This is a genomic window from Arthrobacter sp. HMWF013, assembly GCF_003061105.1.
Lineage (GTDB): Bacteria > Actinomycetota > Actinomycetes > Actinomycetales > Micrococcaceae > Arthrobacter.
The window spans coordinates 1-13,561 of sequence record NZ_QAIQ01000428.1 but is presented as its reverse complement, the minus strand read 5'-3'; the positions used below and the strand labels follow the sequence as shown (position 1 = coordinate 13,561).

Annotated in this window: 10 protein-coding genes; 4 read left to right on the top strand and 6 right to left on the bottom strand. The window is 65.8% G+C overall.

Annotation, left to right across the window (positions count from 1 at the left end; translation table 11 throughout):
* The 5 genes from treY to glmS form a co-directional block, all read right to left on the bottom strand.
* A partial coding sequence (gene treY / locus DBR22_RS15625) for a malto-oligosyltrehalose synthase (protein WP_258229240.1) occupies window positions 1–1,889 on the bottom strand: 1,889 nt, incomplete at its 3' end.
* Window positions 1,886–4,147 (bottom strand): glycogen debranching protein GlgX, encoded by a 2,262-nt coding sequence (gene glgX, locus DBR22_RS15620; protein ID WP_108599779.1) that lies wholly within the window; start codon window positions 4,145–4,147, stop codon window positions 1,886–1,888. The genes treY and glgX, both read right to left, overlap by 4 nt.
* A gap of 70 nt (window positions 4,148–4,217) precedes the next feature.
* Entirely contained in the window at window positions 4,218–5,831 is a 1,614-nt protein-coding gene (locus DBR22_RS15615) for an NAD(P)H-hydrate epimerase (RefSeq protein WP_108599778.1), read from the bottom strand.
* Between the two features lie 42 nt (window positions 5,832–5,873).
* Window positions 5,874–6,221, bottom strand: a complete 348-nt coding sequence (locus DBR22_RS15610; RefSeq protein WP_108599777.1) for a holo-ACP synthase — start codon at window positions 6,219–6,221, stop codon at window positions 5,874–5,876.
* A 261-nt stretch (window positions 6,222–6,482) separates the two neighbouring features.
* The gene (gene glmS / locus DBR22_RS15605; RefSeq protein WP_108599776.1) at window positions 6,483–8,375 is read right to left on the bottom strand and encodes a glutamine--fructose-6-phosphate transaminase (isomerizing); all 1,893 of its coding nucleotides are present in this window, start codon (window positions 8,373–8,375) and stop codon (window positions 6,483–6,485) included.
* An 88-nt stretch (window positions 8,376–8,463) separates the two neighbouring features.
* On the opposite strand from glmS, the gene coaA reads away from it, so the two are divergent.
* The 4 genes from coaA (at window position 8,464) to mscL (ending at window position 12,132) form a co-directional block, all read left to right on the top strand.
* On the top strand, window positions 8,464–9,429 hold the full coding sequence (gene coaA / locus DBR22_RS15600) for a type I pantothenate kinase (protein WP_108599775.1): 966 nt from the start codon (window positions 8,464–8,466) through the stop codon (window positions 9,427–9,429).
* Window positions 9,430–9,434: 5 nt separating this feature from the next.
* A complete protein-coding gene (locus DBR22_RS15595; RefSeq protein ID WP_108599774.1) occupies window positions 9,435–10,313 on the top strand; it encodes a M15 family metallopeptidase in 879 nt (292 codons plus the stop codon).
* 65 nt (window positions 10,314–10,378) lie between these two features.
* Window positions 10,379–11,446 (top strand): hypothetical protein, encoded by a 1,068-nt coding sequence (locus DBR22_RS15590; RefSeq protein WP_108599773.1) that lies wholly within the window; start codon window positions 10,379–10,381, stop codon window positions 11,444–11,446.
* A 296-nt stretch (window positions 11,447–11,742) separates the two neighbouring features.
* Window positions 11,743–12,132 (top strand): large conductance mechanosensitive channel protein MscL, encoded by a 390-nt coding sequence (gene mscL / locus DBR22_RS15585; protein WP_108599772.1) that lies wholly within the window; start codon window positions 11,743–11,745, stop codon window positions 12,130–12,132.
* An 84-nt stretch (window positions 12,133–12,216) separates the two neighbouring features.
* Here the strand turns inward: mscL and glmM are convergent.
* On the bottom strand, window positions 12,217–13,561 hold a 1,345-nt coding region (gene glmM / locus DBR22_RS15580), incomplete at its 5' end, for a phosphoglucosamine mutase (protein WP_258229239.1).

The following is a 13,561-nucleotide window of genomic DNA, read 5'->3' as shown; positions in this document are numbered from 1 at the left end:
GTCAGGGACCGGTCCCAGAATTCGGTGCCCTGGTAGACGTCCGGAACCCCCGGCATGGTCAGCTGAAGCAGCTTCAGCGCCAGTGAGTTTGCGGCACCATACGGCGAAACCGCGTCCACAAAGTCCACCACAAGGGAGTTCACGGCCGGGTCATCAAATGCCGCGTCCACGGCCTTCATCACGGCAGCTTCGAATTCTTCGTCCGGATCCGTCCAGGTGGTGGAGTTGCCGGCCTCCCGGGCAGCTTTTTCGGCGTAGCCGCGGAGCCGCTCACGGCTGGCAGGCCAGGCTCCAACGACGGCCTGCCAGAGCAGCGTGGAGAACGGTCCGTCCGGGAGCGGGGCTGCGTCGCGGAGCGCGTTCAGCGTCTGTGTCCATTCCGGAACGCACTCGGCGATGACCGAGATCCGCGCCCGGGCGTCCTCGCTGCGTTTGGTGTCATGGGTGCTCAGCGTGGTCATGGACAGCGGAATGTCAGCCTGGCGTTTCTGCATCCGCCGGTGGAATTCCTCCACGGACAGCGAGAACTCCACCGGATCCGCGCCAACCTCGGTGAGGGTTCCCAGCCGGGTGTAGCGGTAGAACGCCGTGTCCTCCACGCCCTTGGCCATGACCATTCCGGAGGTCTGCTGGAACCGCCGGCCCAGCTCGGTCTCTGGCTTGAGCAGCAACGGCAGCAGAACGTCCACCGTGTCGGAAAGATCGGGCCTGGAACCGGACGCCGCCGCGCACGCTTCGCGCAGGATGTCTTCGCCCGTGGGCAGGTAGGTGCGGTAGACCGGGAACGCCGCAATGATCTGGGCGATGGCGTCCGCCGCCGCGTCCTCGGTGAGGCCGGCGTCTGCGGGGACCAGCCGTGCCAGGCGCAGGACCTCGGCACGGAGGATCCCGTCCGCAATGGCGCGTTTGGTGCCCAGGATCATCGCCGCATAGTCAGCCGGCCCGGTGGAGCCGCGCAGCTCCGCGTCCAGTGCATTCAGCGGCGCCTCGCCCGCGGGATCCACCAGCACGCGGTCCAGGTCCGCCAAAGCGTCGTAGCCGGTGGTCCCCTCGCAGTCGAACTCGGCAGGGAGTTCCTCCCCCGGTTCCAGGATCTTCTCCACCAGGACGTAGGCTCCGCCGCTGACCTCCTTGAGCCAGTGCAGGTACCCTTCAGGATCGGCCAGGCCATCGGGGTGGTCCACGCGCAGGCCATCCACCAGCCCCTCGCCGAACCAGCGCCGCACTTCCGCGTGGGCCTCGTCAAAGACCCTGCGGTCCTCAACTCGGATCCCCGCGAGCGTGCTGACGGCGAAGAACCGCCGGTAGTTCAGCTCGCTGTCCGCACGGCGCCAGGAGACCAGCTCGTAGTGCTGGCGGCTGTGCACGGCCTGCGGTGAGTCGCCGTCCGCAGAGGAGCCTGCGGCCAGCGGGAAGCGGTGGTCGTAGTAGTGCAGTTCGCCGTCCTTGACCTCCAGCTTGTCCAGGTCCTCGTCCGAACCCAGCACGGGCAGCCGGATGCGGCCCCCGCCGAAGTCCCAGTCGACGTCGAACGCGTCAGCATACGGCGAACCCTGCCCGTCGCGAAGCAGCGACCACCACCACGGGTTCTGCGCCGGCGAGGCCACGCCCACGTGGTTGGGCACGATGTCCACCAGCACGCCCATGCCGTGCTCGCGGGCGGCGCTGGACAGCGCGAGCAGGCCCTCAGGCCCGCCGCGCTCCGGGTCCACGGCGGAGGGGTCCGTGACGTCGTAGCCGTGATCGGAACCCTGCTCCGCCGTCAGGATGGGTGAGAGGTACACCCAGTCCGCCCCCAGCGACTTCAGGTATGGAACCCTTGCGGCGGCGTCAAAGAGTGTGAAGCTGCTGCGGATCTGGAGCCGGTACGTGGAGGCGGGGACCCTCACTTCTCGGCGTCCTTCTTCTTGCGTGCCCCCACTTTCGTGGTCTGCCCCGGTTCCGCGATCATGGGCGCGGTGAGTGATTCCGTTTCGCTGGTAGCGGTCTGGGTCAGTGCAGCAAGGGACGCGGCCACGGAGTGGTCGGGCTCAACATCGGGGACGCTGTGGGCACGGAGCACCACCATCGACTTTGCGTCCACCGCCAGGGCCTCGCCGGCCTTGACCGGTTCGGTGTCTGCGTTGTGGCCGGCGGTATCGATGATGATGTCCCAGGCGGGCGCGTACTCGTCCGAAGGCAGGGTGAAGTTCACCATGTCGTCGTGGGCGTTGAAGTACAGCATGAAGTTCACGTCGGTGATCCGGCGGCCGCGGGTGTCCTTGCCCTGGATGCCGTCACCGTTGAGGAACATTCCGACGGACCGGCCGAAGCCGCTGTCCCAGGCGTCCGGCTTCATGGTCTCGCCGTCGGGGTCCAGCCATACGATGTCCGGCAGCCGCTCGCCCTCTCCTCGCAGCACGGGCCGTCCGTCGAAGAACCGGCTCCGGCGGAAGGTGGGGTGCTTGGCGCGGAGCGCGTTGACCGCGGCGGTGAACTCCACCAGGGGCTGGTCGATGTTCTCCCAGTTGATCCAGGTCAGCTCCGAGTCCTGGCAGTAGCCGTTGTTGTTGCCCAGCTGGGTGCGGCCCATTTCGTCGCCGTGCAGGAGCATGGGGACACCCTGGGACAGCAGCAGGGATGCGATGAAGTTCCGCTGCTGGCGGGCACGCAGGCCAAGGACTACGGGATCGTCCGTGGGGCCTTCCACCCCACAGTTCCAGGACCGGTTGTGGGATTCGCCGTCGTTGTTGCCTTCGCCGTTGGCGTCGTTGTGCTTCTCGTTGTAGGACACCAGGTCCGCCAGGGTGAAGCCGTCGTGGGCGGTGACGAAGTTGATCGACGCGACGGGGCGGCGGCCGGAGTGCTCGTACAGGTCTGCCGAGCCGGTGATGCGGGACGCGAATTCGCCCAGCGTTGCCGGTTCGCCGCGCCAGAAGTCACGGACGGTATCGCGGTACTTGCCGTTCCATTCGGTCCACTGCGGCGGGAAGTTGCCCACCTGGTAGCCGCCGGGGCCAACGTCCCACGGCTCGGCGATCAGCTTGACCTGGGACACCACCGGGTCCTGCTGGATGAGTTCGAAGAAGGTGGACAGCTTGTCCACATCGTAGAACTCGCGGGCCAGGGCCGAGGCGAGGTCGAACCGGAAACCGTCCACGTGCATCTCGGTGACCCAGTACCGGAGCGAGTCCATGAGCAGTTGCAGGGAGTGGGGCTGGCGGACGTTGAGCGAGTTGCCGGTGCCCGTGTAGTCCATGTAGTGCTTCTGGTCCCCCTCCATCAGCCGGTAGTAGGAGGAGTTGTCGATGCCCTTGAAGGACAGGGTGGGGCCCAGGTGGTTGCCTTCGGCGGTGTGGTTGTAGACCACGTCCAGGATCACTTCGATGCCGGCCCGGTGCAGCGAGCGGACCATGGCTTTGAAGTCCTGGACCTGCTGGCCGGTGTCGCCGGTGGAGCTGTAGGTGTTCTGCGGCGCGAAGAAGCCGATGGTGTTGTAGCCCCAGTAGTTGTTTAGGCCCTGATCCTGCAGCGTGCCGTCGTTGACGAACTGGTGCACGGGCATCAGTTCGATGGCCGTGACGCCCAGCTTCTGCAGGTGCGAGATGACTGACGGATGTGCCACGCCGGCGTAGGTGCCGCGCTGCTCTTCGGGGACTTCCGGGTGGAGCGCGGTGAGGCCCTTGACGTGGGCCTCGTAGATAACGGACTTGTGGTACGGGACGCGGAGGCTGTGGTCGCCGTCCCAGTCGAAGAACGGGTTGATGACCACGCCCATCATCATGTGGGAAGCGGAGTCCTCGTTGTTGACGGAGTCAGGCTCGCCCAGGTTGTAGGAGAACAACGACGGGTCCCAGTCCACCTGGCCGTGCACTGCTTTGGCGTACGGGTCCAGGAGGAGCTTGTTCGGGTTGAACCGGTTGCCGGATGCCGGATCGTAGGGACCGTGGACGCGGTAGCCGTACTTCTGGCCGGGCTGGACCTGCGGGATGTAGCCGTGCCACACGTAGCCGTCCACTTCGTCGAGCGGGAACCGGGTCTCCGCGCCGGCGTCGTCAAAGAGGCACAGTTCCACCTTCTCGGCGTGCTCGCTGAACAGCGCGAAGTTGGTGCCGGTTCCGTCAAAGGTGGCTCCAAGCGGATAAGCCGATCCGGGCCAGATTTCCATATGTGCTCCTCATTGTTGTTCAACGGCAGGCATGGAGGCATAACCTCCCCTGCCGGTTCAGGGCTTGAACCTACCGTAGCGGGTGGGTGTGACTATTACGTTTCAGCACCACCTGTTTACTAAGCATGCTGATATTACTCCAGACCTCTGGTATGGCGTCCCCAATCCTCCCCGCGCTCAGCGGTCCGCCGGAGGACGCGGCTGTCCCGGCAAGACCGTGGATGCTGGCGCCCAGGGCGGCAATCGCCGCCCAGCGCTCATCAGGATCGATGCCCGCATCACGGAAGCGCCCGACGTCGGACCCCAGCTGTGCGAGCAGCGCACCGATGATCCCGGCCAGGACGTCACCGCTGCCGGCAGTGGCCAGCCACGGCGTGCCGTCAGCCTGGCTGTAGAAGTCCTGGAAGGGTGAAGCGACCAGCGTGGTGGCGCCCTTTAACAGCACGGTGGCTTCGGTCTGCACCGCGGCGTGCCGGACCCATGCCAGGGTGGCGGCCTCCACTGCCGGACGGTCGGGGGCGGGATCGAAGTCCGGGCTGTCAGGGGGCGAGCCGAGGCGCTGCAGAAGCGCCGCCAGTTCGCCGGCGTGCGGGGTCAGCACCACCTGCGGGGCCAGGACGTCGGGCAGGGCCGGGATCGCTCCGGCGTCCGCGATCACGGGCAGTCCCGTATCCACTGCGTCGCGGGCGCGCTGGAGCTGTTCGGTGTCGCCGGGGCCCATTCCTGAGCCCACCAGCCATGCCTGGACCCGGTTCTCTGCCACGGTACCCGTGCTGCAGACCACCTCGGGGCAGGAGCGGCGCACCAGGTCGGCAACTTCAGGCGGTCCCAGGTAGCGGACCATGCCCACGCCTGCAGCCAGTGCGCCACGGCAGGCCAGTACTGCCGCCCCCGGATAGTCAGCGGATCCTGCGACGACGCCCAGGACGCCGCGCGAATACTTGTGCGAGCGACGCCCGGGTTGTGGGAGGAGCCGGGCCAGGTCCAGCGGCTCGAGCCGGCGCAGGGCGGGCCACGGCAATTCGGCTTCGATGCCGATGGGCACCACCATGACGCGGCCCGTATGGTCGGCTCCCGGGTCCGCCAGGAGCCCCACCTTGGCCGCGCCGAAGGTCACGGTCAGGTCCGCGGACAAGACCGGCTCATGGGCAACACCGGTGTCGGCATCAACCCCGCTGGGGATGTCGCAGGCCACCACCATCCCGGGCCGGCCGGAAGTCTGCCGCTGCGCAGAGAGTGCGGTCATCAGGGCCGCAGCCGGTCCCCGCAGACCGCCCTGGGCACCCGTCCCCAGGACAGCGTCAATCACGACGTCGGCACCCGCCACCTTGGCCGCCAGCTCGATGGCGTTGGAGCCGGTGAGGTGATGCACCCGCCCGCCGGCGCGCTCAAAAGCAGCCAAAGCCTCGGGGTGGGCGGCGTTCCCGGTGAGTACCGCCGTCGTACGCATTCCCCTGGCTGCCAGGAAGGACGCGGCGAAGAGTCCGTCTCCCCCGTTGTTGCCTTTGCCGGTGAGGACGGCCACGCTGGCGCCGTACGTGCGCCGGCCCCGGGCCTGAAGTTCCCGGACCACCGCGTTGGCGAGGCCGTGGGAGGCGCGCTGCATCAGGACAGCGCCCATGCCGGTGGCCAGGAGCGGCTTTTCGGCCGCCCTGACCTGGGTTCCGGTGTAGGCGCTGATCATGTCAGGTCCGTCGGTGGCTCCGGGGGGTTACGCGTGGTGGGCTCAGCCTTCGGCCAGGACGGTGGCCGTGGCGATCCCGCCGTCGTGGCTGATGGACAGGTGCCAGCGCTTGACGCCTTTTGATTCGGCTACGGCCAGGACCGTTCCCTTGATCTGGACGGTGGGGCCGTTCTGGTCCAGGCCGATCCAGCAGTCCTGCCAGTTCATGCCGGCCGGCGCGCCGAGGACCTTGGCCACCGCTTCCTTGGCAGCGAACCGTGCGGCCAGCGAACGCATGTTCAACTCGCGTTCCGCGGGCACGAACAGCCGGTCCCGGAGCCCGGGGGTCCGCTCAAGCTGGCGGCCGAACCGCTCGATGTCTACAACGTCTACGCCAATGCCAACAATCATGGCGCTATTCTACGGTGACGCACCCGGCCGGCCGTGACGCAAAGGCGCGGCTTTCGGACCAGGAGCCGGCGCCGGACCCCTGGTTCCCGGGCAGCGGCAGGGTCAGCACTGCCATAAGTTACGCATGTACGCCTATGGTGAACCTCCACAAAGCCCCGCGGGAGCGACCCGAAGCGGGCCGGAAAGCCTAGGAAGCCCCGGGCCTGAGGCTCGGGGCTTCCTGTGTACAACGAATCGGACCAGCGCTGAGGCTGGCCGCCGCTACTCGACGGTGACGCTCTTGGCGAGGTTGCGCGGCTGGTCCACGTCGTAGCCCTTGGCCGAGGCGAGGGCCAGGGCGAAGATCTGCAGCGGGACGGTGCTAAGCAGCGGGGCCAGCAGGGTGGGGGTCTCCGGGATGTAGAAGACGTGCTCGGCGTAGGCCTTGACCGCTTCGTCGCCCTCTTCGGCGATCACGATGGTCTTGGCACCGCGGGCACGGACTTCCTGGATGTTGGAGACGATCTTGGCGTGCAGCGAGTCCCGGCCGCGGGGCGAGGGGACCACCACGAAGACGGGCTGGCCTTCCTCGATCAGGGCGATCGGGCCGTGCTTGAGTTCACCGGCGGCAAAGCCTTCGGCGTGGATGTAGGCGAGCTCCTTGAGCTTGAGCGCACCTTCCATGGCCACAGGGAAGCCGACGTGGCGGCCCAGGAACAGCACGGACTTGGCGTCCTTCATGGACACGCCGAGTTCCTTGATCTGGGCCTCGTTGTCCAGGATGGTCTGGATCTTGGCGGGGATCTTGTTCAGGTCCGCGAGGATGTCCTTGATCTCGCCCTGGAAGATGTTGCCGCGCAGCTGCGCCAGGTAGAGGCCCAGCAGGTAGGCGGCAGTGATCTGGGCCAGGAATGCCTTCGTGGAGGCAACAGCGATTTCCGGGCCGGCGTGCGTGTAGAGCACGGCGTCGGATTCGCGCGGGATGGTGGAGCCGTTGGTGTTGCAGATGGAGACGGTCTTGGCGCCCTGTTCCTTGGCGTAGCGGACGGCCATCAGGGTGTCCATGGTCTCGCCGGACTGCGAGATCGAAACGATCAGCGTGTTCTCATCGACAATCGGGTCGCGGTAGCGGAACTCGTGGGAGAGCTCCACCTCGGTGGCGATCCGGCACCAGCGCTCGATGGCGTACTTGGCCACCTGCCCGGCGTACGCGGACGTGCCGCAGGCGAGCACAATGATCTTGTCGACGTGCTTGAGCAGTTCCGGGTCGATGCGAAGCTCGTCGAGGGTCAGCTTGCCGTTGATGTCGGAGCGGCCCAGCAGGGTCTGCAGCACGGCGTCGGGCTGGTCGTGGATTTCCTTCTCCATGAAGGACGGGAAGCCGCCCTTTTCAGCGGATTCCGGGTCCCAGTCAACGTGGTATTCCTTGCCCTGGGCCGGGGCGCCGAAGAAGTCGGTGATCTCCACGGTGTCCGCTGTGATGGTGACGATCTGGTCCTGGCCCAGCTCCACGGCGCGGCGGGTGTAGTCGATGAACCCGGAGACGTCGGAGCCGAGGAAGTTCTCGCCTTCGCCCAGGCCCACCACCAACGGTGAGTTCCGGCGGGCGGCAACCACAACATCGGGCTGGTCGGCATGCACGGCGAGCAGGGTGAAAGCACCCTCAAGGCGCTGGCAGGCGAGCTGCATGGCAGTGGTCAGGCCGCCGTCGGACGTGTCGCCGTTCAGTTTGGTGCGGAAGATATCGCCGAGCAGTACGGCCGCAACCTCGGTGTCCGTCTCGGACGCGAAGGTGTAGCCCTTTTCGACGAGCTCCAGCTTGAGCTCGGCGAAGTTTTCGATGATGCCGTTGTGGATCAGCGCGAGCTTGCCGCCGTCGGCCAGGTGCGGGTGCGCGTTCTGGTCCGTGGGGCCGCCGTGCGTGGCCCAGCGGGTGTGCCCGATCCCGGTAAGGGTTTCCGGCAGCGGATGCGCTTCCAGTTCAGCCAGCAGGTTGCTCAGCTTCCCTGACTTCTTCCGGGATTCGATGGCACCGTGGGAGACCACCGCTACGCCCGCGGAGTCGTAACCCCGGTATTCCAGGCGGCGCAGTCCCTCAAGGACAACATCCAAAGCACTGTGACCGGCATTGACACGGCCATCAGCGTGGCCCACATATCCAACGATTCCACACATGGGTTCCAGCTTATCGGCAGCCGGGTTGAGATCTAAACTGCGTGCGCCCCATTTCGCTCTCAGCCGCGGGCGGGGCAGAATCTCTATAGTGACTGTGCAACGCAACGAAGCGAACGGCGAGGGCGTCTCCCCGTTCGTGGAGCTGGACCGGCAAACCTGGTCCCGCCTGGCTGCCCAGATGGAGCAGCCCCTTAACGAAGAGGACATCGTCCGCCTCCGTGGCCTCGGCGATCCCCTGGATATGAAGGAGATCCGCGAGGTCTACCTCCCGCTGTCCCGGCTCCTGCACCTCTACGTCGAAGCCGCAGGTCAGCTCCATTCGGCCACCACCACGTTCTTGGGCGAGCAGACCCAGCGCACGCCCTTTGTCATCGGCGTTGCAGGGTCAGTTGCGGTGGGAAAGTCCACCATTGCCCGTGTGCTCCGGGAGATGCTGCGGCGCTGGCCCGGCACCCCCAACGTTGAGCTGATCACCACCGACGGCTTCCTCTATCCCCTAGCTGAGCTGAAGCGCCGGCAGCTGCTGGAACGCAAGGGGTTCCCGGAGTCCTATGACCGGCGTGCCCTGCTGCGTTTTGTGAGCGAAATCAAAGGCGGTGCGGAGGAGGTCCGGGCGCCCTGGTACTCGCACGTCACGTATGACATCGTTCCGGACAAGGAAGTGGTGGTCCGCCGCCCGGACGTGCTGATTGTGGAGGGCCTGAACGTGCTGGCTCCCGCGCGTCCCCGCCACGACGGCCGGCAGGGGCTGGCGCTGAGCGATTTCTTCGACTTCTCCATCTATGTGGACGCCAAGACCACCTACATCGAGGAATGGTACGTGGAGCGGTTCCGCAAGCTCCAGAGCACCGCGTTCGCGCAGCCGGAGTCCTACTTCCACCGCTACGCCACGCTATCCCCCACCGAGGCCGAGCGCACCGCCCGGGACATCTGGAAGCGCATCAACGAGCCCAACCTGGAGGAGAACGTCCTCCCCACCCGGGGCCGCGCCCAGCTGGTGCTGACCAAGGACGTGGACCACTCCATCCGCCGCATGCTCCTGCGGAAGGTTTAACACGCATGTGCCACAACTGCGTGGCGGGCCTTGGTCCCTCCGCGGCAAGCCGCCGCTCGTTCGCCAGGTTCCTCGCCGCGGGGGCCGGGCTGACTGTGCTGGCAGCTTGTACGCCTCCGGAGGCTCCGGCGGTGGCGCCGTCGTCGTCCCCTTCCGTCTCCGCCTCCCCCGCGGTGACCTCCGTCTCCGCCTCTCCTTCTCCGGTTCCGGTGGAAAGTTCGACGGCGGCCGTTGAGCCGCCTGCGCCGTCTCCCGCATCGCCGTCGGCAGCGTTGCCGCGCCAGTTCTCGCTGACAGATCCGGCCAGTCCCTGGCTGGTGGTCAACAAGCACCGGCCGCTGGTTCCGGCCGATTACGTTCCGGCGGACCTGGTCCAACCCAACGTGCAGCTTGCGGTGTCCGGCGAGGCGGCCCTGCTGAACAGCACGACGGCGGCTGCCGCGGAAGCGATGTTCGCCGCCGCCGCGCGGGACGGAGTGGTGATGACTCTGGCAAGCGGCTACCGATCGTATGGCACGCAGGTGGCAACCTACAACGGCTACGTGGCTGCGCGCGGCCAGGCGGATGCCGACACCGCCAGCGCACGCCCCGGCTACTCGGAGCACCAGACGGGGTGGGCCTTCGACATCGGCGACGGCGGCGGGGGGTGCGGCTTCCAGCCCTGCTTCGCCGACCAGCCGGCCGCGGTGTGGGCGAAAGCGAACGGCCACCGCTTCGGGTTCGTGGTGCGGTACCCGTGGATGTTCCACCCGATCACCGGCTACTACTACGAGCCGTGGCACCTGCGGTTCATCGGCGTCGAGGCAGCCACCGACATGGCGGCACGGGGCATCAGTACGGTGGAGGAGTACTTCGGGGTGGAAGCGGCGCCGGGGTATCCGTGAGTGTCGGCGCTGCCCCCTATGATGCTTTTGTTGGCGGGTAAGTCCGGCCACAGAGCGGGGGGAAAATGTTTAAGGTTGAGGACTATCCGGAGGGCAGCATTTATGGCGGGCGGCGGTGCGTTGTTGATCATGGCCGTCAGGCCAGGCTGGAGCTGATCAATGGCTCGGCCCAGTCGGGTGGCGACCTTTTCCACCTGACCTGGCAGGACCGCTCCATCCCCATCGTGACGTTCAGCAGGAACGCCGTGGACCGCGAATCGGGCCAACAGCAGGTCCACATAAACATCAGGGCGCTTGGAGAGAGCCGATATGCAAGGAACAGCGAACTGAAGGCATCGACGCTGTCGGATGCGGACCGGTTCCTGGCCCGTCGGCTCGCCGCCGAGGCATTGCTTGTTTTCGGGTCGTGGTTTGACGGATTGACCTTCCAGGACGGCCATTTTGTGGTCAAAGACAGCGTGGACGGTGACGACCTTTCATACACGCTGTCCTCGTTCGGCTACGGCGGTGCGTCGAGACCGCCCAACTACCACTCCCGGCTGGAGTGGACCGAGCAGTCCATCTGCCGGCAAGCGGTCGAGGAAGCGTGGGGACTGGACGTCCCTGACGCTGTCTTCGTTATCGCCCTGCACAACCGCAGGCGGGCCTTGCTTACCCACAACAAACACATGAAGCTTTCACTCCGTGAGCTGTTCCCCACCATAGCGGCAGCTGAGTTGGAGGACCTCGAAACCCGCGCGGATCGCCTTGCCTCCGATGCTGCACGCTACGGGCTGGCCCACCTCGACGACGGAGAGAGCATTGAATCCGTCCTGGGCCGGATCGGTATTGATGTGCCGGGCTTTTCACGCGACACGTATCGAAGGACTCTCGCCTATGGGACTCTCATGGTCCTAGGTAACAGGGACGTAGAGAGGCAGCGCAGGGAAAGCCTTGTCGAATCCGCTCGGTCCGCAGATCTCCGTGATGGTGCGTTCGCTCTTCTGTACTTCAACCGGCGCTATTCAAAGTCACAGTTTCTAGGGGCAATCCCTATCCATGAAACACTTGGCGATCTCCACTCCCCTGATGACCTGGACGACGCCATAGCCAGGGCAGGAAAGCTCATTGAGGCCGGTCGCCGGTATGCATAAACGCCTCAGGCAACCGACCAGCAGGTGGAACGGCTCACGGCGGACCATCCCGGCTTCAGTGCGCGCTGCATCCACGACTCTCTCAGCTGGGGCTACCAGCAGAACCGGTGACGCGAGCCCTGTGAAGCTGCACACTGCTCAAGTGGCCTTACTCCGGATGCTCCTCACAGCTGTCCATATCGTGCTGTGGGAGAGTTTCTGGCGTACGTTTAGAACGCAGGCTTAGTTCCCGACACGCCTGAGAAGTTCATGGGTTTGTAACCCGCGCCTTAAGTCGTTGCGCTAGATTGGATCTTATGTTGACAGGATTCAAGAATTTCATCATGAAGGGCAACGTCGTAGACCTTGCCGTCGCCGTCGTGATGGGTGCCGCTTTCGGTGCCGTCGTGACCTCAATTGTCGAGGGCCTGCTCACACCGCTGATCGGCCGTCTGTTCAATGCCAAGGGCATTGAAGAAATGCAGTGGGAGGGATTCATGTACGGATCCGTCATCTCCTCCATCATTTCCTTCGTGCTGGTGGCTGCCGCCATCTACTTCATCATCATTCTCCCGATGAACCACATGATCGAGCGCCGCAACCGCCGGCTCGGAATCGATCCCGATGTCAAGGAAGAGGCTGCGGAAGACCCGCAGATCGCCCTCCTCACCGAGATCCGCGACTCGCTGCAGAACCGTACGCTCTAGGTTCCTCCGCTACAAACCAAGTGTGGCCCGCTTCCTGACGGATGCGGGCCACACTTTTTGTGTCTTGATTCTCTTGGTGAACTGTTACTCGGTGACGAGTTCAAGAGCGAGTTCGGTGCGGACCACCTGCGCAAGCCGCCCGGCGATGGACTGGGCCGTGGCTTCGTCGGCCGCCTCGACCATGACCCTCACCACGGGCTCTGTACCGGACGGGCGGAGGAGGACTCGTCCGGACTCCCCCAGTTCGGCTTCTGCCGCGGCCACGGCCTGAGCCAGGACGTCGGAGCCGTGCACACGGCTGCGGTCTACGCCCTTGACGTTGATCAGCACTTGGGGAAGCTTGGTCATCACTGTGGCGAGCTGCTTGAGCCGCCGGCCCGTCTTGGCTACCTGCGCGGCCAACTGGAGACCTGTGAGGACTCCGTCTCCGGTGGTGGCGTAGTCGGCAAAAATTACGTGCCCGGACTGTTCGCCGCCCAGGTTGAATCCGCCGTCGCGCATGGCCTCCAGGACGTAACGGTCCCCCACGCCCGTTTCCCGGATGCTGATGCCCGCCTCGCGGAGGGCAATCTTCAGGCCCAGGTTGCTCATGACGGTCGCGACCAGCACGTCGTCGATGAGCTTGCCGGAGGCTTTGAGTGCAACGGCGAGGATGGCCATGATCTGGTCGCCGTCCACCTCGTTGCCCTCGTGGTCCACGGCGAGGCAGCGGTCGGCATCACCGTCGTGGGCGATGCCCAGGTCTGCTCCGTATTTGACCACCGCTTCTTTGAGGGGGCCGAGGTGGGTGGAGCCCACGCCGTCGTTGATGTTGTGACCGTCAGGTTCGGCGCCGATGACGATGACTTCCGCGCCGGCGTCGTTGAAGACCTGTGGCGAGCATCCGCTGGCGGCACCGTGGGCGCAGTCCAGGACCACCTTGATGCCGTCGAGCCGATGCGGGAGGGTACCGAGGAGATGCACGATGTAGCGGTCCTCGGCGTCGGAGAAGCGTTGGATGCGGCCAACGTCGGCACCGACGGGGCGGACGGGCTCGCTGCCCATCTGCGCCTCGATGGCATTCTCCACGTCGTCGGGAAGCTTCTGGCCGCCGCGGGCGAAGAACTTAATGCCGTTGTCCGGAGCAGGGTTGTGCGAGGCCGAGATCATGACGCCAAAGTCCGCGTCGAGGTCCGCCACAAGGTACGCCGCGGCGGGCGTCGGGAGGACACCGGCGTCATAGACGTCAATCCCCGAGCTGGAGAGCCCTGCCTCAACGGCGGCGGCAATGAATTCCCCGCTCGCGCGGGGGTCGCGGGCCACCACTGCGCGGGGCCTGGTGCCGCTCGTATTGCGGTCATGCCCAAGCACTACGGCCGCCGCCTGGGCCAGCTGCATCGCCAGTTCTGCCGTCAACAGGCCGTTAGCAAGACCCCGGACACCATCAGTT

Excerpts from the sequence above, each read along its gene's own strand:
- mscL (WP_108599772.1), top strand. The coding sequence starts at position 11,743 with ATGTTGACAGGATTCAAGAATTTCATCATGAAGGGCAACGTCGTAGAC.
- DBR22_RS15595 (WP_108599774.1), top strand. The coding sequence starts at position 9,435 with ATGTGCCACAACTGCGTGGCGGGCCTTGGTCCCTCCGCGGCAAGCCGC.
- DBR22_RS15590 (WP_108599773.1), top strand. The coding sequence starts at position 10,379 with ATGTTTAAGGTTGAGGACTATCCGGAGGGCAGCATTTATGGCGGGCGG.
- DBR22_RS15610 (WP_108599777.1), bottom strand. The coding sequence starts at position 6,221 with ATGATTGTTGGCATTGGCGTAGACGTTGTAGACATCGAGCGGTTCGGC.
- DBR22_RS15615 (WP_108599778.1), bottom strand. The coding sequence starts at position 5,831 with ATGATCAGCGCCTACACCGGAACCCAGGTCAGGGCGGCCGAAAAGCCG.
- glmS (WP_108599776.1), bottom strand. The coding sequence starts at position 8,375 with ATGTGTGGAATCGTTGGATATGTGGGCCACGCTGATGGCCGTGTCAAT.
- glgX (WP_108599779.1), bottom strand. The coding sequence starts at position 4,147 with ATGGAAATCTGGCCCGGATCGGCTTATCCGCTTGGAGCCACCTTTGAC.